Below are 25995 nucleotides of genomic sequence, written 5' to 3'. Positions count from 1 at the left end.
CATGGACGATGCGGCGCCGGACAGCACCGGCTTTCTGCTGACGCGCCACTGGCGCGACACGCCTGCCGGCTGCGAAGTCGAATTCTGGCTCGCCACCGACGCCGGCCCGCGCTGCGTGCGCATCCCTGTGCAGACCCCGGTTGCGTTCATTCCCGAAGCGCAGCGCGGCACCGTCGAGCAACTGCTGCAGGATGAACGGGGCTGGGAATTGCGCCCGCTCGATCTGCTCGATTTTCAACACCGGCCCGTCGCCGGCCTGTACTGCCGTAAATACCGTCAGCTGATGCAGATCGAACGGCGCCTGCGCCAGCATGGCCTGGACGTGTTCGAGGCCGACGTGCGCCCGCCCGAGCGCTACCTGATGGAGCGTTTCATTACCGCGCCCGTCGTATTTGCGGGTCAGCCGGTCGAGGGCAATCCGCACCTGCTGGTCGATGGCGTGATGAAGCCCGCGCCCGGCTACCGGCCGACCATCCGCACCGTGTCGCTCGATATCGAGACCACGTTCCAGGGCGAGCTGCGCTCGATCGCGCTCGAAGGGTGCGGGCAGCGCCAGGTGTACATGCTGGGACCACCCAATGGCATCGATGGCCCGCGCGATTACGATCTCGCCTACTGCGCCACGCGGCGCGAGCTGCTCGATCGCATGGAAGCGTGGTTCGTGCAGCACGACCCCGACGCGATCATCGGCTGGAACGTGATCCAGTTCGACATGCGCGTGCTGCAGCGCCATGCCGAGGGCATGAAGCGCCCGCTGCGCCTGGGTCGCGACGGCAGCGCGATCGAGTGGCGCGAGGCTGGTGGCAAAGGCGGTGGTAAAGGCAGCGGCCAGGAACACTACTTCATCTGCATTGCCGGGCGCCTCGTCATCGACGGCATCGACGCGCTGCATTCGGCCACCTGGACCTTCCCGTCGTTCAGTCTTGAAAACGTCTCGCGCACGCTGCTGGGCGTGGGCAAGGCGATCGACAACCCCCATGACCGCATGGCCGAAATCGACCGCATGTTCAACGAGGACAAGCCGGCGCTGGCCTATTACAACGTCATGGATTGCGAGCTGGTCACCCGCATCTTCGACAAGACCCGGCTGCTGGACTTCCTGCTCGAGCGGGCCAGCGTGACGGGGCTGGCGGCCGATCGCAGCGGCGGGTCGGTGGCCGCGTTCGAGCACCTGTACATGCCGCTGCTGCACCGTCAGGGCCGGGTGGCGCCGAATATCGGCGACGTCGAGGGCGCCGACAGCCCGGGCGGGTTCGTGATGGATTCACGCTCGGGCTTGTACGACTCGGTGCTGGTGCTGGATTACAAAAGCCTGTACCCGTCGATCATCCGCACCTTCCTGATCGACCCGCTGGGCCTGATCGAGGGCCTGCGCGAGCCTGAGGAGACCACGGTGCCCGGCTACCGGGGTGGCCGTTTTTCGCGCACCCGGCACTGCCTGCCGAACATCGTCACGCAAGTCTGGGCGGGCAGGGAAGCGGCCAAGAAGGCGCAGAATGCGCCGCTGTCGCAGGCGCTCAAGATCATCATGAATGCGTTCTACGGCGTGCTCGGTACGACCGGCTGCCGCTTTTTCGACCCGCGCCTGGCCTCGTCGATCACGATGCGCGGCCACGACATCATGCACCGCACGCGCGCGCTGATCGAAGAGCAGGGCTACCAGGTGATCTACGGCGACACCGATTCGACCTTCGTCTGGCTCGGCAGTCCGCATAGCGAAGACGATGCGCGCCGCATCGGGAACACATTGATCAATCATGTGAACGGCTGGTGGAAGATGCATCTGGCAACTGAACTGGGCATCGAGAGCGCGCTCGAACTGGAATACGACGTGCACTTCCGGCGCTTCCTGATGCCGACCGTGCGCGGGTCGGACGAAGGCAGCAAGAAGCGCTACGCCGGGCTGGCCACCACGCCTGAAGGCGGCGACGAGATGGTCTACAAGGGCCTGGAGACGGTGCGCAGCGACTGGACGCCGCTGGCGCAGCAGTTCCAGCAAGGCCTGTACGAACGGATCTTCAAGGGCGAGCCGTACGAGGACTTCGTGCGTGAGCTGGTGGCGCGGATGCTGCGTGGCGAGTGCGATGACGATCTGGTGTACCGCAAGCGCCTGCGGCGGGCGCTGGACGACTACGAACGCAACGTCCCGCCGCACGTGCGCGCCGCGCGCATGGCCGACGAACACCACTTGCGCAACGGCCGCCACGCGCTATACCGCAAGGGTGGTTGGATCCGCTACGTGATGACGCACGATGGGCCCGAGCCGCTGGAGCTGCGCCGCTCGCCGATCGATTACGAGCATTATCTGACGCGCCAGCTCGAACCCATCGCCGACGCGATCTTGCCGTTTTTGGGCGACAGTTTTGCTAGTCTTACCCGCCACATCACCAGCGGGCAGGGCGCGTTGTTCTAGGCTGCGGCCCAGGCCTGGCGCAGGCAGCGGCGCGGCGCGGCAATGCTGCGATACATGAGGTAGCGGCTGCCCGGGACCTTCAGCGCGCCGGCAAACAGCAGGTCGCGCCACAATCCCTTGCCGTCAAGCTGGAAGCATGGCGTGAGCGTCCGGCTCAGGGCCTGGTAGGCGCGCACGGTGCGCAGTCGGCTGGCCGAATAACGCAGTACCCCGGCGGCCGCGCCGTGTACATCGACGCAACGGGCCAGCACCAGCGCGTCCTGCACCGCCAGCGTCGTGCCCAGGCCCAGTTGTGGACTCATGGCGTGACCGGCGTCGCCGACGATGCAGATCGGGCCGGATGCCAGCCGTGACGGCCGCGCGTGGTGGTAGCGGGCAAACGCCAGCTGGCTGTGCGAATGGAGACGGTCCACGACCGGCTTCGATTCGGGCCAGAGCGCGAGCAGTTCTCGTTTCCAGTCATCCAGCGGTGCGGCGCGCCAGGCGTCATAGCGGTCGCTGCGCAGACTCCAGAACAGCGACACGCGCAGCGCGCCGTTCACACGCTCGGTCGGCATGATGCCGTACATGCGCTCGGTGCCGCCGTAGCGCTGCGCCAGCAGATGCGCATCGGGCCAGTCGTCCAGATCGATCAGGGCCCACAGCGCGCCCCACTTGTACTGGTGTGAGGCCACCGCCAGGCCGGTGGCCGCCGGCAGCATCGACGAGGCGCCGTTGGCGATCACGACCAGGTCGAAGCGGTGCGACACGCCACCTGCATCGACTGTGCCAGCGCCGTTCTCGACGCCGATTGCGCCGACGGGGCAGCCGAAGTGCAGGCGCACGCCCAGGGCGCGGGATTCCCGTTCCAGCACACCGCCCAGCGCCGATCGGCTGACGGCGCGCGCCTGCAGGCCGGTATAGGGGATGTCGACCAGGGTCCAGCCACGCTCGCACTGGCCGACGAGGCGATCGATCGGCAGGCTGATGGCGTTGAACGCTGCGCCCACGCCCAGTTCATCGAGGGCCGCCACGCCCTGTGGCTGCATCAGGACACCGGCGCCAAGCGTTGCCAGCGCCGGGTGTTTTTCAAACACGTCGACCGTGTGTCCGGCGCGGGCGAAGGCGATTGCCGTGGCCAGGCCGGCAGTGCCAGCGCCGATGACGCCGATATGCAGGCGCTTGGCAGGGGAAGCAGCCATAGGTATCCTTGTGGAAATAGTTGCACAAGTATACCTCGCTGCCGGTAGAGCACGCTCGGCCCCGGAGGGCGCCGTCGTCGTCGTCGTCGTCGGCGGCGCTGTACAACGTCAGCGGCAACGCCGATGGCTGCCGATATCAGCCAGGCTGTCGACGCGGCCATCCACGGTGATGGCCTGCAGGCACTGTCGGGTACGGCCATTCCACCAGATCGTGCCTTTGCCATCGCCGCCCGACTGGAACCCATCGACGCGGATGAACCCGCGCGATTCGAGGCTGTTCTCGGCGCCCGATGCGCGGGCGCCGGTCAGGTCGGACACATCCACTGACGGCGCATAACCGCCGCCCCAGCGGTGATCGTCACGGTAGGTCGAATTCTGGCCCCGTTGCCGGACCCCGCTTTCGTAGCCGGAACTGTACGCATCCCGGCGTGCATAGTTGTGGTACGGCTGGTTGTAGATGCCATCGTTGTAACCGCGCTCGTAATCGGCTTCCTGCTCCCGGTCCGAGTAGTGCTGGCCATTGTCGTGGTGACCTGACTTGTGTGACGCCAGCGCTGCGATGAGCGCAATGGCGCCGACGGCGCCGATCGCGACTGCCGCATTGTTGTTGTCACTTTTCTGGTTGCAGTCGCCGTTGGCCACGTCGGAGATTGCCGCGAACCGGCCATCGTTCGTCCTGACCATCACGCACTGCTTGCGCGAGGCATTCCACCAATAGGTATACGAAGCGCTGCCCGACTGGTGGCCGGTGATCGACACCCAGCCCCGCGATTCGAGCTCGCTCTCGCCACCGGCGGCGCGGGCGCCGACCAGGTCACGCAGATCGTCGGCGCTGGCGGCAATGGACGCCGTTGGGGTCAAGGCGGTGGCCAGTGCCACGCATACCACGACAAACTGTTTCATCGTTTTCGTCATCAGCGATCTCCCAGGAATCATCTGTCAAGGAAAGCCAGCGCATCAAGTCGTTCACCAGATCCGGTTCACCAGGTCCGGTTCACCAGATCCGGTTCACCAGATTTTCACCCGTTTTTCCGGCGCGAGGTACAGCTTGTCGGCTGGCTTGATATTGAATGCCTTGTACCAGGCGTCGATATTGCGCACGATGCCATTGACCCGGAACTCGCCGGGACTGTGCGGGTCGGCCAGTGTGCGGCGGCGTGTTTCGCCCTCGCTCGTGATGTTGCGCCAGAGCTGGGCCCAGGCCAGGAAAAAGCGCTGGTCGCCGGTGTAGCCGTCGAGAATCGGTGCATTGCCGCCCTGTTTCTCTTGCACGAAACTGCGGTAAGCCGCGTAGGCAACCGACAGGCCACCCAGGTCGCCGATGTTCTCGCCAAGGTTCTGGCGGCCGTTGATCTTCAGGCCAGGAAGCACCTCGTACCCGTCGAACTGGACCACCAGGCCCTGCGTGCGCTTCTCGAATTCGCGGCGCGACGCCTTCGACCACCATTCGCGCAACTTGCCTCGCCGTCAGAGCGACTGCCCTGGTCGTCGAAGCCGTGGCCGAATTCATGGCCGATGACGGCCGCGATCGAGCCGAAGTTCACCGCAGCGTCGGCGTTCGGATCGAAAAAGGGCGGCTGGAGTATCCCGGCAGGGAACGTGATGGAATTGGCCGATGGCGTGTAACCCGCATTGATTTCCTGGGGGCTGTAGGGGAACTCCCATTTGCGCGTTGGTTCATTCAGCTTTTGCAGGTCGTCCGCGCGCATCCAGTCGAACAGCCTGCGATAGTTTCCGACGAGGTCATCGGCGGCAATGCGGACGTTCGACCGGTCATGCCAGCGTTCGGGATAACCAATGTAGCGCGTGACTTTGTCGAGTTTATCCAGCGCCGCGGCGCGGGTTGGCGCATCCATCCAGTCGAGCTTGCTGATCCGGTCGCGGTAGGTGGTGCGTAGATACGTCACCATCTCTTCGACTTGCGCGCGCTCCGCGGCCCCGAAATACCGGGCGACATAGATGCGGCCGATCTCTTCGCCCAGCGCGGACCCCACCGCCATGATGCTTTCGAGTTCGGCGGGGCGCCGCTGCGGCGTATCCTGCAGCCGCTTGCTGTGAAAATCGAAATGCGCCTGCACCCAGGGTTCCGACAGCGAATCGGCCCAGGCATCGAGCGTCTTGAAGACGAGGAAAGTCTGGAGATCGGCGGCCGGCGTGGCGGCAAACAGCCGGGCCAGGTCGCGCACCGCCGTATCGGTCGTGACCTTGAATTTTGGCTGCTTGTTGTACTGTAGTTCTGCCAGATACGTGTCCCAGGGGAAGCCAGGCGCATATTTTTTCAGCTCGCCTGGCGTCATGACACGGTTCATCCGGACCACGTCACGGCGCTGCGCCACGGTCCAGTGCCGCCTGGCGATCGCGGTTTCCAGCGCCAGCACCTTGCTGGCGCGGGCATCGGCATCGGCAAATCCTGCGCGGCGAAAACTCGCGGCGATGTAGTCCAGCAGGGCCTTGCGGTGCCCGATATACGGTTCGGCCTCGGTCAGGTAGTAGTCGCGCGACGGCATGGTCAGGCCACCGACACCGAGCGCCGCAATCTGCCGCGTCGGGACGGCCGCATCGGTCATGGGGCCGGCCGGGAAGAAGCCGTCGATCCACGGGTAGGCCATGATCCGGGCCAGTTCCCGTTTGTCGGTGGTGCCTGCGATGATCGAGAGCGTGCTGGCAATCGGCGTGATGCCCAGCGCGTCGCGGCGCGCGCGGTTGGCATGCGAGCGGTGGAAGTCGCCGATCAGCTGCTCGGGGCTGCCGGGCGCCCCCGTCGTTTCGCGCGCCTGTGCGACGATGCCGGCCACGCGCTGTTCGGTGGACAAATAGACTTCGACGAAGGAATCGATCGCGGGCAGGCCGGGCGGCGCCGTGGCGGTCGTGAGCCACCCGGCATTCACATAGCGGTAGAAGTCGTCGCCTGGCCGCACCGTGGTGGACAGGCCGGTCGTGTCGACGCCCCATTGACCGATCGCCGCCTGTGCGGCGGGGGCGGCCAGCGCCCACGGCCCCATGCAGAACGTCAGCGTGAGGGCAAACAGAATACGGAGCACGTGTTTCATGTCGCTTCTCCCGCAGTGGTTGGCAGTCGCTGGCAGTGACTCAGTGAAGCACAATGAGGTAAGGCATGACAGAAGGCGCGCTTACCCGCCGCCGACGAACGCGTCCGGGACCCGATAGACTTCGATGGCGCCAATCCGGATGATCTGGAGCTCGCCTTGCCGTTGCACCTCCAGGCCGGCGGCAGCATCGCTGCCCATTGCCTGCCCGTTCGTGAAGAAGATGCGCCGGTGGCCCCCGTCGGGCGTGGTGAGCTCGATGGTCGTGGTGCCGCCCGCGCGGCGAATGACACCTGCCTTGCAGGGACCGGGCCTGCTGCCGGCCGACGTCGTGCAGGTAATCTCTGCTGTCGCGTGGAAGCGGGTGCCAGGAACGAGTGCGTCGCTAGCGGACGGCGCGCTGGCGGCTGGCATGGTGGCGGCTGACATGACGGCTGCTGACGCGTCTCGAAGATCGATGCGCAGCGTGTAACGGGCGACCTCGTTGCGGCGCGCGGCATTGCGCATCAGATAAACGAGCACATGGTACGATCCCTCGACCGGCACCGAGGCGGCGAAGTGATTGCCGCCTGATGAGCCCACGAACAGTGCTTCGCCGGTGCTGTCCGGCGCAATGACATTGATATACGCCGATGCATTGGTCGGTTTGAAATCCACCGTCAGCAGTTGTCCTGCGCGCGCAGCGACGAGGTAGCCGTGGTCGGCATCGCCCTTGATCGCGCCAGTCAGGGTGACGGTGTGGCGGCCAGGGGCAAACACGACATCGGTCTGTTGCTGGGCTGCGGCGGGCGCTGCCAGCAGCAGGGTAATGGCGTACAGTGCGGCGAAAAGGGCATGTGACATGGGGGCTCCGGACACACGTGTCATGGGCGCAACGGTACCGACACCAGCGTGATGCCGTCGACGGTTGCGATCACTTTGCCGCCGAGCTGCATCGCGTCGCCTTGCGTCGGGCACCCGACGAGGAGGGCGGTGTGGTCAAGGAAATTGCTGGTGGCCGCGCTTTCACCGACGCGCCGACAGGGCGCACCGACTGCGGGATACCCGTCGCCGAGGGGCGTCAACGTGGTTGGCCACGGTATGGGCCGTGCCGCCGGCCCGGCGACGGCTGCCGGTCGCTGAACGCATGAGGACAGCGTGAGCGTCGCGGCAAGTGCTGACACGGTGAATTTGCCAAATAGATGCATGGGTTGTCCCTTCCACCAACGAGTTCGCTAATGGTGCTGCAGTCGCCATCCCTGATCCGCCTTCAAACGATACTGGCGCTGTTCTAAATCTCCTGTCAATACTGCGCTATGCAGTGCGGGCAGTCCGCCAGCCGGGTCCGGTTGCGCGGGATCGCAGGCGCGCTGACAGGGGCGCATGCGCTCAGGTTCGGGTGTATTCTTCGCCACATGGCCGCCGGACGGCGAGCGACTGTATGGCAGTCCGGAACGGTAGGTGTGACAATTCGTGGTTTTTTTGCACCGACCGACGCTAAATCTGCGACGCTTTCGGTCTGTAATGACCCAAGGACCTGCAGCCCGTCTACAATGATTTCCGGACAGCATTACTTTTGACAGGATCAGCCATGAAATCGGTACAACAAGAAGTCGATGAGCGCAGCAATCTGACGGGAACGAACAAGTTCGAATTGCTGCTGTTCCGCCTCGGTGGCGACGCGCAGGGCAACCACAACGAACTGTTCGGGATCAACGTCTTCAAGATACGCGAGATCGTGGCGATGCCCGAAATCACCGCCGTCGCCGGCGCACCGCAGCACGTGCTGGGCGTGGTCAACCTTCGCGGCCACATCATCCAGGTGCTCGACCTGCCGGGCATCACCGGTGTCACGCCCAAGACGGGCCTGAACATCATGCTGGTGACCGAATTTGCGCGCACCACGCAGGCGTTTGCCGTCGAGAGCGTCGAAGAAATCGTACGTCTCGACTGGAGCCAGGTCATGACGGCCGAGAACACCGCCGGCACCGGCATGGTCACCAGCATCGCCCGCCTGCCGGAAGCCGAGGGCCAGCCGGCCCGTCTGGCCCAGGTGCTCGACGTGGAAACCATCCTGCGCCGTCTGAACCCGGAGCAGGACCGCCAGGACCTGTCGCAGGCCGTGGGTAACAAGATCTCGATCAAGCCAGGCAGCGTCATCCTGGCGGCCGATGATTCGGTCGTCGCCCGTGCGCTGATCGAGCAAGGTCTGGACGCGATGGGCCTGCCATTCATCATGACCAAGAGCGGCAAGGAAGCCTGGGATCAGCTGGGTTCGATCGCGACTGCTGCCGAAGCCGAAGGCCGTACCGTGTACGACCGCGTCGCGATGGTGCTGACCGACCTCGAGATGCCGGAGATGGATGGCTTCACGCTGACCCGCAACATCAAGTCGAGCCAGCGCTTCGGCAACCTGCCGGTGGTGATCCATTCGTCGCTGTCGGGCACCACCAACGAGGAACACGTCAAGAACGTGCGCGCCGACGCCTACGTCGCCAAGTTCTCGGCCGAAGACCTGTCGCGCACACTGCGCAAGGTACTGGGCGCGTAAGCCAGCTCAGGGGGGATCACGCCGCGCAGGCCCGGTGCTATGATGCGGCCGTGATTCCCGACCTGTCCCAGTTACTGATCCTCGACAGCCTGCTGCGCGAGGGCAGCCTTACCCGCACCGCCGAACTGCTCGGCATGAGCCAGCCCACGGTCAGCCGCGCGCTGGCCCGCTTGCGTACCCACTTCGACGACCCGCTGTTCGTGCGTACCGGCCAGCGCATGGTCGCGACCACCCGCGCGCTGGCGCTGGCAGGCCCGATCGCGGCCGTGCTCGACGCAGCGCGTGAACTCGACAGCGGTCCCGCTGTCTTCGATCCGCTCACGGCGCAGCGCTCGTTCGGCCTGTACATGGTCGACGGCGCCGTCGTCAACATCCTGCCGCAGTTGCTGGCCGGACTGGCGCGCCTGGAAGATGGCGCTAGCGGGTTGCAACTGCGCAGCGTGCACATCGACCCGGGCGCGATCGAGGCGCAGCTCGAGCGCGGTCACATCGACCTGGCCATCGGCCGCTTCCCGCAACTGGTCAACAATATCCGCCGGCGCAAGCTCTGGACCGACGAGTACGCATGCGTGATGCGGGCCGGGCATCCGTGCGCCGGCCAGCTCGATCGCGATGCCTACCTGACGCACCGTCACGTGCTGATCGAGATGGAGCAGACGAGCCAGCACAACGGGGCCGTCACGCGCAAGCTGGAGACGCTGCTCGCGCCGTCGCGCATCCTGTGTCACGTGCCCAGTTACACGTCAGCGGCCCACATCGCGCTGCATACCGACGCCATCGCCACCATTCCGCTGCGCCTGGCCCGGCCACTGGCACGCGACCTGGGTCTCGTGCTGGCGCGCCTGCCGATCGACCTGCCACCCGTGCATCTGGCGTTGTACTGGCACGAGCGCAGTCATCGCGATCCGGCCAATGTCTGGCTGCGCGCGTTCGTGCGTTCCACGCTGACCGCGTCGGACCCCGTATCCGTGGATCTCTGAGCCATCAGGTGCATGCAGGTCATGCAGAATCTGCATGACCTGCATGCGTTTGACGGCATGGCCGGCACGGGCCGCGCCGCGTAAGCTTCGGCCTTCCCGAAAAACGCCGAGGCACACCATGCTTCAACCCACACGCACGCCGGACCGGAGCGCATGCCGCCTGGCACTGGGCGCTGCGATCCTGTTACTGACTGGCTGTGTGTCGATGGGACCGCAGCCCACGCCCGCCCGCCTGAATGTCGACGCGGCGGCCCATTCCACGCGAGCGCTCTCGGCTCAGGCGCTGCCGGCATCTGCACCTGCACTCTGGCCCGCGCAGGACTGGTGGCGTGCCTACGGCGACCCGCAGCTCGACCAACTGGTCGACGGCGCGCGCGCGGCCAGTCCCACGATTGCTGCCGCACTGGCGCGCGTGCGCCAGGCGGCCGCCCTTGAAGGCCTGGCGGCCGCCGCAATGGCGCCGCAGGCCAGCGCCACGGCGCACCCGGTGCGCCAGCGCTACAGCGACAACGGCAGCGTACCGAAACCCCTTGCAGGCAGCTGGCAGTGGGCGAATGACCTCGGGGTCAGCCTCGGCTACGAACTGGATTTCTGGGGCAAGAACGCGGCTGGCGTGGCCGCCGCTGCGGGACGCGTGAATGCACGCCAGGCCGAAGCACAGGCAGCGCGTCTGGCCGTGGCCGGCGCCGTCGTGCAAGCCTATCTGCAGCTCGATCACCTGTACACGCGGCGCGACCTGGCCGAACAGGAACTGCGCCAGCGTACCCGCATCGCCGATCTGGTACGCCAGCGCGTGGCGGCGCAACTGGATAGCAAGGCGGAACTCCGGCAGGCCGAAATTGGCGTGCCGTCGGCGCGCGGCGAGATCGCGGCGCTCGACGAAGCACTCGCCTTGACGCGCGGCCAGCTCGCGGCCCTGAGCGGGCAGGGGCAGGATGCCGGTGCGACGATCGCGCGGCCGCACATGGCGCCAGCCCGGCCACCGGGCGTGCCGGCGGATATACCCGCCGCGCTGCTCGGTCGCCGGCCCGAACTGGTGGCGCTGCGCTGGCAGGTTGAAGCGGCCAGCGGCGACATCGACGTCGCCAAAGCGCAGTTCTATCCGACCGTGAACCTGACTGTCTCGGGTGGCCTGGCCAGCCTGGGCTTCGACCGGCTGGTGCAGGGTGGCAGCCGCACGTTTGCTGCCGGTCCGCTCGTGACTTTGCCGCTGCTCGACGGCGAGCGCCTGCGCAGCAATCTGGCGGCGCGTAACGCCGACTACGATCTCGCCGTCGCGCAGTACAACGGCGCCGTGCTCGAAGCGCTGCGTGACGTGAGTGCGCAACTGACGTCGCTGCGCTGGCTGGGCGAGCGCCGGCGCGAGCAGGACGCGGCGCTTGGCGCGGCCGAAGAAGCCTACGCGCTGGCCGAGCAGCGCTACCGCGCGGGCCTGGGCAACTTCGTGCAGGTCTTGATTGCCGAAACCCAGGTCGTCGCGCAGCGCCGGGGCCAGGCCGACCTCGCGGCCCGTGCCTACACGCTGGACGTACATCTCGTGCGCGCGCTGGGCGGGGGCTTTCAGGCCGCCATTCATTGAGAACGTTGGAATCACATGACTGAACAAACGAATCACACGCCGCAAAGCCGGCGCAAGCTGGCGCTAGGCCTTTGCGCCGCCGTGCTGGCCGCAGCCGCCGGCATTGCCTGGTCTTCGCCCGGGGTGCTGGGCATCGGCTGGAACAGCCAGCAGACCGAAGACGCTTACGTGGAGGGCAATCTGGTGCACGTCACGCCGCAGGTCGCGGGCACCGTCACGCGCATCGCAGCGGACAACACGGATTTCGTGCGGCCGGGCGAGGTGCTGGTCCAGCTCAACGACGTCGACGCCCGGCTGGCGCTGGACCGCGCCGAAGCGGCGCTGGCCAGGTCGGCGCGCCAGGTGCGCTCGCAGCTGGCCGGCGTCGGGCAATTGCGCTCAACTGTCGTGCAGCGAGAGTCCGACCTGGCCCGGGCAGAGAGCGATCTGGCGCGCCGCCGTCAGCTGGCCGATACGGGCGCCGTGTCGGGCGAAGACATCCGCCACGCGGACGATGCCGTGGGCGCCGCCCGCGCCGCGTTGAACGCCGCGCGCCAGCAGGTCGATGCGGCGCTCGCGCTGGTCGACGGCACGACGCTCGAGCAGCACCCGGACGTGCTGGCGTCGATTGCCGGCGTGCGCGATGCGTCACTGGGCCTGGCCCGCACGACGCTGGCCGCGCCGGTGGGCGGCATCGTCGCCCGCCGCAATGTACAGATCGGCCAGCGCGTGGCGCAAGGCGCGCCGCTGATGGCGATCGTCCCGCTCGACCAGATGTGGGTCACGGCCAACCTGAAAGAGACGCAGCTGAAGGACGTGCGCATCGGTCAGCCGGTGGCCGTGACGTCGGACGTGTACGGCGCCGACGTCGTGTTTCATGGCCGCGTGGCCGGCCAGGAAGCCGGTACCGGCAGCGCGTTTGCCGCCGTGCCGGCGCAGAACGCGACCGGCAACTGGATCAAGGTCGTGCAGCGCGTGCCGGTGCGCATCGCGCTCGATGCACAGGAGCTGGCGCGCCACCCGCTGCGCCTCGGTCTGTCGATGAAGGTCGCGATCGATACCAGCCGCGCCGATGGTCCGAGCCTGATGCAGGCCGGCGCGGTGCGCCATTCGTATGAGACGGTCGTGTTCGAGACGGAGTCGCACGGCGCCGACGCGGCGATCCGCCGCGCGCTTGGCGCACCAGCGGCCGTGGTGGCGCGTTGACCGCAGCCGCCATCGGCACGACGCCGCGTCCGGCGCTGCTGGGCGCCATCTTCGTGTTCAACCTGATCGAATTTCTGTCGACGGGCATGACGGTGCTGGCTGCACCCGCAATCATGGGCCACATCGGCGCCTCGCCCGAAGAGTACGCGACGGTCTCGGCGCTGTACGCCGCCGTGGCGGTGCTGGCGATTTCGCAGATGACCGTGCTGCTGCAGCGCCTCGGCTGGCGCAACTACCTGCTGGGCGCCGTGCTGTTCTACCTGCTCGGCGCGTGGGTGTGTGCCACGAGCGCCAGCGTGGCCGGCTTTGCCGGTGGCCGCCTGCTGATGGCGCTGGGCGGCGGCGTGTTCATGACGGTCTCGCGCATGATGGTCAACCTGATTCCGCCATCGCCGCAGCGCCTGCAGGGCATCGCCGCGTACGGCGCCGCGTTGTCGGGCGGGCTGGCGCTCGGGCCCTGGGTGGCCGCGAAGATGCTGGGCCACGAAGCGTGGGGCGGGATGTTCCTGGTGCTCGCCGCGCTGGCAACGCTTGGCGCGCTGATCGCCGCGCGCTGGATGCCGCAGGACGCCGTTACGCTCGATCGCGCCTCCGGCGGGTCGCCATCGCGCATGCATGCCATCGACGCGATACTGCTGGCGGCCGGCGCGGCCATCACGCTGTACGCGTTGCAGCACCTGACGTATGACTGGCATGGCGAACGCGGATCGCTCCTGGCGCACCTGGTGCTGGGGCTCGCGCTGCTGGCTGCGTTCGGGTTGCTGCATGCGCGTCGCAGCGCGCCGTTCCTGTACCTGGGCGTGCTGCGCAGCCCGCGCTACCGGCTGGGCCTCGTCATCTTCAGCGTCTGTTACGCGATGCTCGGCATGGTCAACACGCTGTTGCCGCAGGTGGTGCAGAAGGGCCTTGGCGTCGGATTGGAGCAGGCCGGCGAACTACAGGGAACGGGGTTGCTGGCCACGGTCATCGCGTTTTTCGTGATGCTCGAACTGGTCAAGCGGCGCCCGCATCCGACCAAGTTTTTCGTCACCGGTTTTCTGATGCTGGCCTTGCTCGGCTGGCGCTTCGCGACGCTCGATCCGCGCGCGTATGCGTGGGACGCCGTGATCTTCTGGCTTGGCCTGTTCGGCGGCTTTTTGACGCTGGGGATGGCGACGACGGCGATCCACGCGTTCAAGGAGCTGCAGGCGGACAATGTGGTGTTCTCGAATGCCCAGCAACTGAAAAACATGCTGGGACAGGCCGGCCTCGCGCTGGGCGTGGGCATGACCAATATCGGGCTGCAGGAGCGCACGGCGCTGCATGCATCGCGCCTGGCGGAGAAATCGTCGCTGCTGTTTGATGGCGGCGCCGAACTGGCACGGCAAGCGGGCCTGCTGGCAGGCCAGGACCTGTTCTGGATCGTACTGTGGGTGGGGCTGGGTGGCGCGGCGCTGCTGGTGTTGCAGCGCCGCTTCGACTGAGGAGCCGGATCAACCGCGACGCGAAGGACCGGTCAGGCGGTCAGCCAGGACGGCCGTGACAACGGCTTGCAGCACGTGGATCGCCCAGCGCTCGCCGGCCTTGCGCGGGCCGGCCGCTACTTCGCCTTCGGTGATGCCCAGGACCGGCGCGATGGCGCCGATATTCACGGCGTACAGGGCCGTGCCGTACAGCGTGCCGATGGCGGCCGGCGACAGGCTTGGTGCCAGTTCGCGCAGCTTCGGGACGGCGGCGGCAAATGCGGCCGAGGCGCCCAGGTGATTGACGAATTCGACGGCACTGGTGCCGGCGTCGCCGATGACGGCGCGCGAGCCCGTCACATCGTCGATCCAGTCGACCGCATCCCGGTCGAGCGTTTTGGTGAGCACACCGGACTTGCGGCCTGCGACCATGACGGCCGTCGTGACCACGCCTGCGATCAAGCCACCCACGATGGCTGCTGTGTATTTTTGCATAACGTCTCGCTTGAAAGTGAATCCGCAGCGGGGGTGCTTGTGCGTCCGCTGCAGATGGAGTCAATACGATACGTCGATGGGTGCGCACGCTCGGTGCGGTGCTGCACCGATAACTCAGTCGCCCTTGGCCATTTGCCCGAACACCTCGTCACGCCGAACCCACGCGTGGTACAGCGCCGCGCCCAGGTGCGCCAGGATGGTGAAGAACAGCACATACGCCAGCACGCCATGCAGCGGACGCAGGAAGCCGTACATGGCGGGGCTGTGCGGCAGAATCGCCGGCAGGTTCACGCCGTCGAACAGCACGATCGGATAGCCGCCGGCCGACAGCATGGCCCAGCCGATCAGTGGCATGGCCAGCATCAGCGCGTACAGCGCCCAGTGCGACGCGGTGGCCGCCCATACCTGGACGCGTGGCAGATCCGCCGGCAGCGGCGGCGGTGCGTTCAGCAGGCGATTCACGAGGCGCACGATCGCCAGCAGCAGGATCGCCAGGCCGAGCGGGCGGTGCAGGTCGAGCAGGAATTCGCGGTGGCGCAGCGACACCACCATGGCGGCGCCGACGAACAGCATCGCCAGGATGGCGGCTGCCATCGACCAGTGGAGTACGCGGGCGAGCAGATTGAAGTGGCGTGGGCGGTTCATCGCACGCTCCCGGTGTGGAGGTTGCCCGTGCTGATTTCACGCTCGCGGCGGTTGAACGAGACCGAGTAGATCGACGAGCGCGCGTGCAGCACCGGATCGTCGGTGCCGGCAATGCCCTTCGGCAGGATCAGCGGATCGAAGTTCAGATCCAGGCACGGGCCGGCGACTTGCGGTTCGGCGCGCACGAGCGTGAGCGTGCCGGCGAGCGTTTCGGGCCGCGTGTCGGGCCAGGCTTTGGATGGGTCTTCGATCGGGTCGCCCGGTTCGGCGAACTGCATGACCATGTCCCATTTCAGCGGCCCGGCCGCCAGACGGCGATCGAGATCGGCCGCCAGGAAATCGCGGTCGGCGGTTTTCAGTTGCTCGGGGTCGGCCGCCACGAACGGCGTGTGCGGGCGCATCGACCAGCGCACGGCGCGCGTCACGCCAGCGGCATTCGACAGGCGAAACGCATTGACGCCGTTAAAGCGCGTATTGGCCAGGCTGTCGGGCGTCGGCGCACTCTTGGACCATGCCATGAACTTCTTGATCTCTGGATGGGCAGCCAGCACGGCGTCCATCTTGGCCGGATCCGGTTTGCCGGTCGCCGGGTCGGGCAGGCGGGCGGCGTTCAGCGCCTGGAAGGCTTCCGGGGTGGACGCGGCGAAGAACGGGAAGCTGTTCATCGCCATGCGCCATTCCTGGCCATCGTCCGTTTTCAGTTGCAGCGCCATGCCGCGCACGGCCGCCTTGTTGTCGGGCGAATGCGGGTCGTTGCCAGGGCTGGAAAAGCGGCCGAGGACGGGCGTCGACGGCTGCGAAAACACGCGCGCCGTGGACAGCTGCGCAGCGGCGGGCGTTGGTGCAAAGGTGCCGACGATGCAGATGCCCTTGGCATGCGCACGGCGCACGCCCGGTTGCTGCGTGCCGGAGGCTTCGGCGGTATTGACCATCGTTTGGGGCGTGACATTCTTGTTGCCGAACCAGCCGCCAATCCAGGCGAAGAGGACGGCCAGCGCGATGATGATCAGCGCGATCGGGAGCAATAATAGCGGGGAGCCGTGGCGGGGCTTGGGCGGTGACATGGGCGGCACTCTCTTGAAAAGGTGTTGGTACATACAGCCGGAAAATTCGGTGGCGAATTGTCGCATGATTAACAAATTGATGCGTGCCGTCCTCTGTCGCGCCGTTGCGTCGGCGGTACTGCTGAGCGTAACTGTCCAATGCGCACGGCTAAATTGTGCAAGAATTCCGGAGGTCATTGATACCACTTCACACTACATATTTACATGCGCCAACGTAATCACATGCTCGTCAACCGTCGCCCGGCGCCCGTCACCCTGTCACGTGTCACCGAGGAAGGGGCGTGAACGCGGCGCACGCCGACATCGCGGCATTCGACTGGAGCGGGACCCCACTGGGTGCACGCGCAGCCTGGCCCGCGGCACTCGAAGCCGTCTTCGGCATGATGCTGGCGACGCCGGTGGCGATGTGCGCCACCTGGGGCCCGGAGCAGACGTTGCTCTACAACGCGGCGTACGTGCCGTTTCTCGGCAGACGCCATCCGGACGCACTGGGGCGACCACTGCCCGACGTCTGGTCCGAAATATGGGATGACATCGGTCCGCTGGTGGCGCGCGTGATGGCCGGCGAGGCGGTGAGTTTCACCGATCTGCCGCTGGTCATGACGCGCAGTGGCTATGAAGAAGAGACGTGGTGGTCGTTTGCGTACAGCCCGCTGCGTGACAACGGCCACATCGCTGGCTTGCTCAATATCGCGACTGAGACCACGGCCGGTGTCATTGCCGCCAGAGAGCGCGATGCGGCGCAGACCCAGCTCATCACGCGCAATATCGCGCTGGAGCAGGAGATCGTCGCGCGCAGGGAGGCGGCCAGCCGGCTCGCTACCGTGATCGAGCACCTGCCAGTCGGTATCTGCCTGTTCGACATGGCTGGGCAAGCCATCCTGAATAACCCCGTATTCCGCACCTTTGTCCCCGATTTCTCGCCCGCGCACGGTCTGCAGCGGGCCTGGGAACACTGGCGCGGGGTCGATGCGCAGGGCCGCTTGCTGGCGCCCGACGACTATCCGAGTGCGCGCGCATTACGGGGCGAGCTCGTGACGCCGGGCGATGAATTTCTGCGGCGCGCCGCGGACGGCGGTGAAACCTGGGTCGCTGTCAGCGCCGTGCCGCTGATCGACAGCGCCGGCACGCAGGCCGGCATCATCCTGGTGTTCGATGACATCGACCAGCGCAAGCGGATACTGCTCGATCTCGAGCGCCAAGTGGCGGAGCGGGCGCAGGATCGCAATGCGCTGTGGACGCTGTCGTCGGACATCATGCTGCGCTGTACGTTCGATGGGGTGATCACGGCCACCAATCCGGCATGGTCGTCCGTGCTGGGCTGGCGCGAGCACGAGTTGGTCGGGTCGAATCTGTTCGACCTGATTCATCCGGACGATATCGCCCATACGATTGCCGGTGCGCGGGAATTGTCGGAGGGGATCGGCCATCAACGGTTTGACAACCGCTACCGCCATCGGGATGGCAGTTATCGCTGGATCTCGTGGTCCACGCGTGCACATGATGCGATGATCAATGCGGTGGGCCGCGACATCACGCGCGACCAGGAGCAACTGGCCGAACTCGAGGCGATGCAGAATGCCCTGCGCCAGAGCCAGAAGATGGAAGCGGTGGGCCAACTGACTGGCGGCCTGGCGCACGATTTCAACAATCTGCTGGCCGGTATTTCCGGCGCGCTGCAGCTGATGCAGATGCGCATGCAGCAGGGGCGCTACAACGAGTTCGAGCGCTATATTGCGACGGCGCTGGGCGCGTCCAAGCGGGCTGCAGCTTTGACCCATCGCCTGCTGGCGTTCTCGCGCCAGCAAACCCTGATGCCCAAGCCGACGAACGTGAACCGGCTCGTCACCGACATGCAGGAGCTGGTCCAGCGCACGGTGGGGCCGGCCGTGCGGATCGAGGTGGTGTGCGTTGCCGATGCGTGGCCGGCGCTGGTCGATGCGTCGCAGCTCGAAAACGCGCTGCTGAACCTGTGCATCAATGCGCGCGACGCCATGCCCGATGGCGGCGCCATCACGGTCGAAACGGCGAACAAGTGGATCGACGAGCGCGTTGCGCGCCAGCAGAATATGGCAGAGGGCCAGTACCTGGCCTTGTCCGTCAGCGATACCGGGGTGGGCATGGCGCCGGATGTCGTCGCGCGCGCGTTCGAGCCGTTCTTTACGACCAAGCCGATCGGCCAGGGCACGGGCCTCGGGCTGTCGATGATTTATGGGTTCGCGCAGCAGTCGGGCGGCCAGGTCCGCATCTATTCCGAAGTGGGGCAGGGCACGACCGTGAGCATCTATCTGCCGCGGCATTACGGGGCTGGCGCCACCGAGCTGGAACCCGATGTCGCCGCGCCCACCGCGCTGACGCAGTCGGGGCAGGTGGCCACGGTGCTGGTCGTCGACGATGAGCCGACCGTGCGCATGCTCGTCATCGACATCCTGCAGGATCTCGGCTTCGGCTGGATCGAGGCCGCCGACAGCGCGACGGGTCTCAAGATGCTGCAATCGGATGCGCGGATCGACCTGCTGGTGACGGATGTCGGGCTGCCCGGCGGCATGAACGGACGCCAGATGGCCGATGCCGGGCGCGCGGTCCGGCCCGGGCTGCAGGTCTTGTTCATCACCGGCTACGCGGAGAATGCGGTGCTCAATAACGGCTACCTCGATCCGGGGATGGCGGTGCTCACCAAGCCGTTTTCGATGGAGGCGATGGCCGCGCGCATCCGTTCGATGGCCGAGGCGGGCGCCGTCGAAGCGGTGGGGTCCTCTGCAGGGAGTCGCCATCCACGGTAAGATTGTCGTCCTTACCACAGGACCACTTACCATGACGACTTCCAGCTACCCCGATACCCGTCTCCTCATCGCCAACGAATGGCACGACGCCAGCGGCGGCAAGACCATCCCCGTGATCAATCCGGCCACCGGCCAGCCGATCGGCAAGGTCGCCCACGCCAGCATCGCCGACCTCGATCGCGCGCTGGCCGCCGCCCAGAAAGGCTTCGAGACCTGGCGCGCCGTGCCTGCTGCCGAACGCGCCGCGATCATGCGTCGCGCCGCGACGCTGCTGCGCGAGCGCGCCGGCGACATCGCGCGCCTGCTGACGCAGGAGCAGGGTAAACCGCTGGCCGAAGCCAAGGGCGAGGCCCTGGCCGGCGCCGAGATCATCGACTGGTTCGCCGCCGAGGGCATGCGCGTGTATGGCCGCATCGTCCCGTCGCGCAATCCGGCCGCCCAGCAGCTCGTGCTGAAAGAGCCGGTCGGCCCGGTCGCCGCTTTCACGCCCTGGAACTTCCCGATCAACCAGATCGTCCGCAAGCTCGCTGCAGCGCTCACGACCGGCTGCTCGTTCCTGTGCAAGGCGCCGGAAGAAACGCCAGCTTCACCAGCGGCGCTGCTGCAGTGCTTCGTCGATGCCGGCCTGCCGCCGGGCGTCGTCGGCCTGGTGTTCGGCGATCCGGCTGAGATTTCGGGCTACCTGATTCCGAGCCCGATCATCCGCAAGGTGACGTTTACCGGCTCGACACCGGTCGGCAAGCAGCTGGCCGCGCTGGCCGGCGCGCACATGAAGCGCGCGACGATGGAGCTGGGTGGCCATGCGCCGGTCATCATCGCCGAGGATGCCGACGTGGCGCTGGCCGTCAAGGCGGCGGGCGCAGCCAAGTTCCGCAATGCCGGCCAGGTGTGCATTTCGCCGACCCGCTTCCTCGTGCATAACGCCGTCAAGGCCGAATTCACGCGCGCACTCGTGCAGCACGCCGAAAGCCTCAAGCTGGGCGACGGCATGGCCGACGACACGACGCTCGGGCCGCTGGCCAATGCGCGCCGTCTGGATGCGATGGCCAAGGTGGTCGACGATGCGCGTGCGCGCGGCGCGACGGTGGCAACGGGCGGTGAACGCGTGGGCACCAGCGGCAACTTCTTCGCACCGACCATCCTGGCCGACGTGCCACTGGACGCCAGCATGTTCAACGACGAGCCATTCGGCCCGATCGCCGGCATCCGCGGCTTTGACAGCCTGGAAGACATGATTGCGGAAGCCAATCGCCTGCCATACGGCCTGGCCGGTTACGCCTTCACGCGCTCGATCAAGAACGCGCAGTTGCTGATGAACCGCGTCGAAGTGGGCATGTTGTGGATTAACCAGCCCGCCACGCCAAGCGCCGAGCTGCCATTTGGCGGCATCAAGGATTCGGGCTACGGCTCGGAAGGCGGCCCGGAAGCGCTGGAATCGTATCTCAATACGAAGGCCGTCTCGATGGTGGGCGTGTAATTGGCAGTGTCGCGTTGCGGCGAGATCGCGTGTAACAATTTGTAGGACAATGCGCCATGGTGGCGGGGTATAATTCGGCCCGCCACCGGCTTCTGCGCTCTCCAGATGCCACTTATCTCTGTAGAGCGACACCATGATCTTTCCCCAGCGCGCATGACGCAGGCCATCCTGACGCTCAATGTCGATACCGAATTCGATGTGATCGCCGCGCGCCAGCGTGCGCGCCAGATTGCGGGCGCGTGCGGATTCGGTTCGGTCGACCAGGCGCGTATCGGCACGACCGTGTCCGAACTGGCTCGCAATATCATTAACTATGCCGGTGCCGGTTCGGTCTCGTTTGTGGCCGAAGGTGCGGTGGCGCCGCAGCATCTGTGCATCACGTTTGCCGACCGCGGACCCGGGATCGCCGATGTCGGGCACGTGCTGTCGGGCGCATACCGGTCGACATCAGGCATGGGCGTCGGCATCCTGTCGGCGCGCCGGTTGATGGACCAGTTCGACATCGACAGTGGGCCCTCCGGCACCCGCATCACGGTCGGCAAGCGTTTTCCGGCCAATACGGGTTTCATCAGCGCCGACGGGTTCAGCCCGCTCGTTGCGCAATTCGAAACGCTGCCCAATCACGCGGCCTTGTCGGAAGCGCGGCACCAGAACCGCGAACTGGCCGACGCACTGGGCGCGCTCCAGGCGCGGCAGGAAGAACTGCAACTCGTCTCGACCCGCCTCGAAGAGCGCAACCGTAATATCGAAGCCCTGAATGACCTGCTGGACGACAAGGCCGCTGCGCTGCAGAAAGCCGATCGCAGCAAGGACGAATTTCTCGCCACGCTGAGCCACGAACTGCGCGGGCCGCTGTCGGCCGCTGCCATGGCGGCGAGCATGCTGCTGCCCGAGGGCGTCACGTCGCAGCGCGCCAATCAGATGGGTGAACTCATCCGGCGCCAGGTCACGCACATGAGCCGCCTCGTCGAGGATCTGCTGGACGTCTCGCGCGTGAGTCGCGGCCTGGTGCAACTGGAAAAAGCGCCGGTGGAGCTGGCCGACGTGATTGCCGCCGCGCTCGAGCAGGTGCAATCGGCGGCAAACCAGAAACGCCACCGCATCGAGCAGGCAGCGGGCATGCCCAGCCTGCTGGTGCTGGGCGACCGCACGCGCCTGATCCAGGTGGTGAGCAATCTGCTGACCAACGCGATTCGTTACACGGACAGTGGCGGCATCATCCACGTCGCTCTCGAAAAACGGGGCCGGATGGCAGCGCTGCGGATCACCGACAACGGCATGGGCATCGCGCCCGACCTGATGCCGCGCCTGTTCGACCTCTACGTCCAGGCCGAACGATCAGCCGACCGCACCGGCGGTGGCCTCGGCCTGGGCCTGGCCCTCGTCAAGAACCTGGTCGAAGCCCACGACGGCACCGTCACCGCCCACAGCCCCGGTAACGGCCACGGCAGCACCTTCACCGTCCTCCTCCCTCTGCACACTGAACGCCGCGAGTAACCGCCTGGCGCCGCCCGATCCGACCCGCCAATTAGGGTCAGAGTCGAATTATTGACCAATAAATCTCCGTCCATGGCCTGTTTGCAATGCCCTCAGGCAGCATTCCGCGCGGCCATTGCTTTCCAATTGGGGTCGGAGTCAGATTGTTTGACAACATTGAGGAATTGCCCAATAAATCGACTCTGACCCTAATTGTTCAGTATCTGGTGGCTGCGTGGGGACGGGGGTGAAGCATGCTCCCTGGCGTAAACGGCGACCGCCCGGGCCGGCCTGGGCCGGCGCCGGGCGGCGCGGGTGGTGCGGGTCGACCTTGGCTAGGGCCTTAGTCTTCCTGGAAGGCTTCTTCGCGTTTCTTGCGCAGCGATGGCAGCAGCACGACGATCATCGCGGCAGCGGCCAAGCCCAGCATGACGCCCGAGATTGGGCGCTCGATGAATACCATCGGATCGGCGCGCGAGAGCAGCAGGGCGCGGCGCAGGTATTCTTCCATCATCGGGCCGATGATGAAGCCGAGCAGCATCGGCGCGGGCTCCAGTTCGAGCTTGGCGCACAGGTAGCCGAGCAGACCGAACAGCGCCATCAGATACACGTCGAAGGTGCTGTTGTTCAGGCTGAACACGCCGATCGCGCAGAACATCAGGATGGCCGGATACAGCATCTGGTACGGCACCATGATCATGCGCACCCAGATACCGATCATCGGCAGGTTCAGCACGACGAGGAACAGGTTACCGACCCACATCGAGACGATCAGGCCCCAGAACAGGCCAGGCTGCTCGGTCATGACGGCTGGACCAGGCTGGATGCCTTGAATGATCATCGCGCCGATCATCAGCGCCATCACGGGATTCGACGGAATGCCCAGCGTCAGCATCGGGATGAACGAGGTCTGCGCGCCAGCATTGTTGGCCGCTTCCGGCGCCGCAACGCCTTCGATGGCGCCCTTGCCGAAGTTGGCCGAGTTCTTCGACACTTTCTTCTCGAGCGAGTACGACGCGAACGAGGCCAGCATGGCGCCACCGCCCGGCAGGATGCCCAGCAGCGAGCCCAGACCCGTGCCACGGATCACCGGCCACATGATGCGCTTGAAGTCTTCCTTGTTGAGCATCAGCCCGGTGACTTTCTTCATCACCAAGTTGCGGTCTTCGTTGTGCTCGAGATTGCGGATGATTTCGCCGATACCGAACATGCCCATCGCGACGATGACGAAGTTGATGCCGTCAGCCAGTTCCGGCATGTCGAAGGTATAGCGCGCCGAACCCGAGTTGACGTCGGTACCGACCACGCCCAGCAGCAGGCCGAGCAGCACCATGCCGATGGCCTTGAGCAGTGAGCCGCTGGCCAGCACGACCGAGGCCACCAGGCCCAGCACCATCAGCGAGAAGTATTCGGCCGGGCCGAATTCAAGCGCCAGGTCGGCCAGCGGTGGCGCGGCCACGGCCAGCAGGATCGTGGCGACGGTACCGGCGAAGAACGACGAGATTGCTGCAGTAGCCAGTGCCTTGCCGGCCTGGCCGTTGCGGGCCATCTGGTAGCCGTCCAGTGCCGTCACCACCGACGAGGATTCGCCCGGCAGATTGACCAGGATGGCGGTGGTCGAGCCACCATATTGCGCGCCGTAGTAGATACCAGCCAGCATGATCAGCGCCGACTCCGGTGGCAGGCCGAACGTGGCCGGCAGCAGCATCGCGATGGTGGCGATCGGGCCCAGGCCCGGGAGGACGCCCACTGCCGTGCCGACGAATACGCCGACCAGGCAGTAGAACAGGTTTTGCATGGACAGGGCCGTCTCGAGGCCCAGTGCGAGGTTACTGAAAAGTTCCATATGATTTAATTCCCACCGAGCCAAGGGCCAATGATCGGCATCGGCAAGCCAAGCAGCTTGACGAACAGTCCAACTGCGAACAACGTCATGCCCACGGCCAGCGCGAGTGACTTCTTCAATTCGAATTTATCGCTGGCGTACGAGCTGATCAGGATCAGCAGGAAGCCTGCAGGCACCAGGCCGGCATTGCGCACCAGGAAGCCGAACAGCAGCACGGCGACCAGTACGATAGTCAGCTCGCGATAGTAGATGCGGCCGATTGCCTCACCCGGACGGAAGAACGAGCGCACGAACGACGCCAGGCCGACGAGCGACAGCAGGATGCCCAGCGCGATCGGGAAGTAGGCCGGACCCATGCGGCCGGCACTGCCCAGCTCATACTCCTGGCCGATGATCACGGCGCTCAGACCGAAGATGAGAAAGACGATGCCGCTCCAAAAGTCTTTCGGATGGCGGATAAATGCTGGCACGGTGGTGGTCCCCTTTATGGTGTTGCAGATGCGGTGATGCAGATGCAGTGGTTCGAAAAAGCGTGAATGCGGATCACTGATGGCGCCCCGCGCAAAGACGATGACAACGACGGCGGCCGGGCTCCAGATGCGACAACGCCGCACCGCAGCCGGACAGGCCGGCGCGGCGCGAGGTCGTCAACAGGGCATCAGTCGGCGAAGGCGCCGGCTTTCTTGATGATCGGACCCCACAGGTCGATCTGCTGCTTCAGGTGCGTGCGCAGCGCTTCCGGCGTGGCTTGATTGCTCGGGACCGGTTCGGTGCCCAGGTCGGCGAACCGCTTGACCACGTTCGGATCACGCAGTGCGGTGCGCAGGGCGTTCGACAGCGCGTCGACCGTTGGCTTCGGCGTGCCTTTCGGCGCGTACAGGCCGTGCCAGACACCGACTTCGAAGCCTGGCAGGCCAGCCTTGTCCAGCGTCGGCAGGTTCGGCAGCGAGGCGACCGGGGTCTTGGTCGTCACGCCGTAGGCCTTGATCTTGCCGCCCTTGATCTGGCTGGTGGTGTTGGTGGTCTGGTCGCACATGAAGTCCACCTGGCCGCCCAGCAGGTCATTCATTGCCGGACCGGTGCCCTTGTAAGGCACGGTGGTCAGCTCGACGCCCATCGCGGTCTGCAGCAGCATGCCGCACAGGTGCGAAGCCGAACCCAGGCCAGCGTGCGCGTAGGTGACCTTGTCCTTGTTGGCTTTCACGTACGTGATCAGCTCTTTCATGTCCTTGGCCGGGAAGTTCGCCTTGGCGACGACGGTCATCGGCACGTCGGTGATCAGGCCGATCGGCTCGAAGCTGGTGATCGCGTCGTACGGCAGCTTGCGGTACAGCGCTGGCGCGGTCGACTGGCCGATGTGGTGCAGGAACAGTGTATAGCCGTCGGGTGCGGACTTGGCGGCGCGCGCGGCGCCGATGGTGCCGCCGGCACCGCCGACGTTCTCGACGATGATCTGCTGCTTGAGCGTGGTGCCCATCGATTGCGCGACGAGGCGTGCGACGGTGTCGGTCGGGCCGCCGGCTGCAAACGGCACGATCATGGTGATGGTCTTGGTCGGGTAGGCCTGGGCATGGGCCAGGCCCGTGCCGAAAGCGGTCAGGCAGGCGGCTGCGCACAGCATCTTGAGCTTCATGGTGTCGTCCTCGGATCTCATTTTTGGTTTAGTTTGGCAACCGGCACTATGACTGTGCCGTGCTCCCTTGTGGCGTTGTCTTACGCACCATATGTTTTACCAGCAAACATATTGTTGTGCAACTACGTGGAAATACGTATGTGGTATGCATGACGCCTTTTTCGGCAAGAACGAATGGACCAAAAACGCCCATCCGAAAACAAAAAACGCCATCCGAAG

Annotated in this window: 19 protein-coding genes and 1 pseudogene; 9 read left to right on the top strand and 11 right to left on the bottom strand. The window is 65.9% G+C overall.

Annotated features, from left to right (window positions below; translation table 11 throughout):
- Position 1: 1 nt before the first annotated feature.
- Positions 2-2413 (top strand): DNA polymerase II, encoded by a 2412-nt coding sequence (locus HD842_RS07215; protein ID WP_183552665.1) that lies wholly within the window; start codon positions 2-4, stop codon positions 2411-2413.
- On the opposite strand, the gene HD842_RS07210 is transcribed toward HD842_RS07215, so the two are convergent.
- The 5 genes and pseudogenes from HD842_RS07210 to HD842_RS07185 form a co-directional block, all read right to left on the bottom strand.
- Positions 2410-3594 (bottom strand): FAD-dependent oxidoreductase, encoded by a 1185-nt coding sequence (locus tag HD842_RS07210; RefSeq protein WP_183552663.1) that lies wholly within the window; start codon positions 3592-3594, stop codon positions 2410-2412. The two genes, HD842_RS07215 and HD842_RS07210, sit on opposite strands and share 4 nt — an antisense overlap.
- A gap of 108 nt (positions 3595-3702) precedes the next feature.
- Entirely contained in the window at positions 3703-4509 is an 807-nt protein-coding gene (locus HD842_RS07205) for a hypothetical protein (RefSeq protein ID WP_183552661.1), read from the bottom strand.
- A 93-nt stretch (positions 4510-4602) separates the two neighbouring features.
- Positions 4603-6596: pseudogene (locus HD842_RS07195) on the bottom strand (M13 family metallopeptidase).
- A 129-nt stretch (positions 6597-6725) separates the two neighbouring features.
- On the bottom strand, positions 6726-7484 hold the full coding sequence (locus HD842_RS07190; RefSeq protein WP_183552655.1) for a hypothetical protein: 759 nt from the start codon (positions 7482-7484) through the stop codon (positions 6726-6728).
- A gap of 20 nt (positions 7485-7504) precedes the next feature.
- Positions 7505-7828: a hypothetical protein gene (locus tag HD842_RS07185; protein ID WP_183552653.1), complete on the bottom strand. Its 324-nt coding sequence runs from the start codon at positions 7826-7828 to the stop codon at positions 7505-7507.
- A 383-nt stretch (positions 7829-8211) separates the two neighbouring features.
- Here HD842_RS07185 and HD842_RS07180 point away from each other — a divergent pair, with 383 nt between their 5' ends.
- From HD842_RS07180 to HD842_RS07160, 5 genes are all read left to right on the top strand, one after another.
- Positions 8212-9171 (top strand): chemotaxis protein, encoded by a 960-nt coding sequence (locus HD842_RS07180; RefSeq protein WP_183552650.1) that lies wholly within the window; start codon positions 8212-8214, stop codon positions 9169-9171.
- A 50-nt stretch (positions 9172-9221) separates the two neighbouring features.
- On the top strand, positions 9222-10151 hold the full coding sequence (locus HD842_RS07175; protein WP_183552648.1) for a LysR family transcriptional regulator: 930 nt from the start codon (positions 9222-9224) through the stop codon (positions 10149-10151).
- Between the two features lie 118 nt (positions 10152-10269).
- Complete coding sequence (locus HD842_RS07170; RefSeq protein ID WP_183552646.1) at positions 10270-11730, top strand: efflux transporter outer membrane subunit; 1461 nt, start codon at positions 10270-10272, stop codon at positions 11728-11730.
- A 15-nt stretch (positions 11731-11745) separates the two neighbouring features.
- Complete coding sequence (locus tag HD842_RS07165; protein WP_183552644.1) at positions 11746-12915, top strand: HlyD family secretion protein; 1170 nt, start codon at positions 11746-11748, stop codon at positions 12913-12915.
- Entirely contained in the window at positions 12912-14378 is a 1467-nt protein-coding gene (locus HD842_RS07160; protein ID WP_229424625.1) for an MFS transporter, read from the top strand. Before HD842_RS07165 ends, HD842_RS07160 begins: the two co-directional genes overlap by 4 nt.
- A 9-nt stretch (positions 14379-14387) precedes the next feature.
- Here HD842_RS07160 and HD842_RS07155 read toward each other — a convergent pair whose 3' ends face one another.
- The 3 genes from HD842_RS07155 to HD842_RS07145 form a co-directional block, all read right to left on the bottom strand.
- Positions 14388-14852: a hypothetical protein gene (locus HD842_RS07155; protein ID WP_183552642.1), complete on the bottom strand. Its 465-nt coding sequence runs from the start codon at positions 14850-14852 to the stop codon at positions 14388-14390.
- A gap of 114 nt (positions 14853-14966) precedes the next feature.
- Positions 14967-15497, bottom strand: coding sequence for a cytochrome b (locus tag HD842_RS07150; RefSeq protein ID WP_183552640.1), 531 nt, complete (start codon positions 15495-15497; stop codon positions 14967-14969).
- Entirely contained in the window at positions 15494-16561 is a 1068-nt protein-coding gene (locus tag HD842_RS07145) for a catalase family peroxidase (protein ID WP_221290143.1), read from the bottom strand. Before HD842_RS07145 ends, HD842_RS07150 begins: the two co-directional genes overlap by 4 nt.
- Positions 16562-16842: 281 nt before the next feature.
- On the opposite strand from HD842_RS07145, the gene HD842_RS07140 reads away from it, so the two are divergent.
- The 3 genes from HD842_RS07140 (at position 16843) to HD842_RS07130 (ending at position 22318) form a co-directional block, all read left to right on the top strand.
- On the top strand, positions 16843-19344 hold the full coding sequence (locus HD842_RS07140) for a PAS domain S-box protein (RefSeq protein ID WP_221290140.1): 2502 nt from the start codon (positions 16843-16845) through the stop codon (positions 19342-19344).
- A gap of 31 nt (positions 19345-19375) precedes the next feature.
- A complete protein-coding gene (locus tag HD842_RS07135) occupies positions 19376-20821 on the top strand; it encodes an NAD-dependent succinate-semialdehyde dehydrogenase (RefSeq protein ID WP_183552636.1) in 1446 nt (481 codons plus the stop codon).
- A 153-nt stretch (positions 20822-20974) separates the two neighbouring features.
- The gene (locus HD842_RS07130) at positions 20975-22318 is read left to right on the top strand and encodes an ATP-binding protein (protein ID WP_183552634.1); all 1344 of its coding nucleotides are present in this window, start codon (positions 20975-20977) and stop codon (positions 22316-22318) included.
- Between the two features lie 322 nt (positions 22319-22640).
- On the opposite strand, the gene HD842_RS07125 is transcribed toward HD842_RS07130, so the two are convergent.
- The 3 genes from HD842_RS07125 to HD842_RS07115 form a co-directional block, all read right to left on the bottom strand.
- Positions 22641-24143: a tripartite tricarboxylate transporter permease gene (locus HD842_RS07125; protein WP_183552632.1), complete on the bottom strand. Its 1503-nt coding sequence runs from the start codon at positions 24141-24143 to the stop codon at positions 22641-22643.
- Positions 24144-24148: 5 nt separating this feature from the next.
- The gene (locus HD842_RS07120; protein ID WP_183552630.1) at positions 24149-24613 is read right to left on the bottom strand and encodes a tripartite tricarboxylate transporter TctB family protein; all 465 of its coding nucleotides are present in this window, start codon (positions 24611-24613) and stop codon (positions 24149-24151) included.
- A gap of 188 nt (positions 24614-24801) precedes the next feature.
- Positions 24802-25776: a tripartite tricarboxylate transporter substrate binding protein BugD gene (locus HD842_RS07115; protein ID WP_183552628.1), complete on the bottom strand. Its 975-nt coding sequence runs from the start codon at positions 25774-25776 to the stop codon at positions 24802-24804.
- Between the last annotated feature and the right edge of the window lie 219 nt (positions 25777-25995).

The sequence above is a fragment of the Massilia aurea genome (genome assembly GCF_014200505.1).
Lineage (GTDB): Bacteria > Pseudomonadota > Gammaproteobacteria > Burkholderiales > Burkholderiaceae_D > Telluria > Telluria aurea_B.
The sequence above is the reverse complement of the archived record's forward strand: the minus strand, read 5'-3'. Positions and strand labels throughout refer to the sequence as shown.

Bases quoted from the DNA above. Each gene is read 5' to 3' on its own strand.
- HD842_RS07215 (WP_183552665.1), top strand. From the start codon at position 2: ATGGACGATGCGGCGCCGGACAGCACCGGCTTTCTGCTGACGCGCCAC.
- HD842_RS07210 (WP_183552663.1), bottom strand. From the start codon at position 3,594: ATGGCTGCTTCCCCTGCCAAGCGCCTGCATATCGGCGTCATCGGCGCT.
- HD842_RS07205 (WP_183552661.1), bottom strand. From the start codon at position 4,509: ATGACGAAAACGATGAAACAGTTTGTCGTGGTATGCGTGGCACTGGCC.
- HD842_RS07190 (WP_183552655.1), bottom strand. From the start codon at position 7,484: ATGTCACATGCCCTTTTCGCCGCACTGTACGCCATTACCCTGCTGCTG.
- HD842_RS07185 (WP_183552653.1), bottom strand. From the start codon at position 7,828: ATGCATCTATTTGGCAAATTCACCGTGTCAGCACTTGCCGCGACGCTC.
- HD842_RS07180 (WP_183552650.1), top strand. From the start codon at position 8,212: ATGAAATCGGTACAACAAGAAGTCGATGAGCGCAGCAATCTGACGGGA.
- HD842_RS07170 (WP_183552646.1), top strand. From the start codon at position 10,270: ATGCTTCAACCCACACGCACGCCGGACCGGAGCGCATGCCGCCTGGCA.
- HD842_RS07165 (WP_183552644.1), top strand. From the start codon at position 11,746: ATGACTGAACAAACGAATCACACGCCGCAAAGCCGGCGCAAGCTGGCG.
- HD842_RS07155 (WP_183552642.1), bottom strand. From the start codon at position 14,852: ATGCAAAAATACACAGCAGCCATCGTGGGTGGCTTGATCGCAGGCGTG.
- HD842_RS07150 (WP_183552640.1), bottom strand. From the start codon at position 15,497: ATGAACCGCCCACGCCACTTCAATCTGCTCGCCCGCGTACTCCACTGG.
- HD842_RS07145 (WP_221290143.1), bottom strand. From the start codon at position 16,561: ATGTCACCGCCCAAGCCCCGCCACGGCTCCCCGCTATTATTGCTCCCG.
- HD842_RS07135 (WP_183552636.1), top strand. From the start codon at position 19,376: ATGACGACTTCCAGCTACCCCGATACCCGTCTCCTCATCGCCAACGAA.
- HD842_RS07130 (WP_183552634.1), top strand. From the start codon at position 20,975: ATGACGCAGGCCATCCTGACGCTCAATGTCGATACCGAATTCGATGTG.
- HD842_RS07125 (WP_183552632.1), bottom strand. From the start codon at position 24,143: ATGGAACTTTTCAGTAACCTCGCACTGGGCCTCGAGACGGCCCTGTCC.
- HD842_RS07115 (WP_183552628.1), bottom strand. From the start codon at position 25,776: ATGAAGCTCAAGATGCTGTGCGCAGCCGCCTGCCTGACCGCTTTCGGC.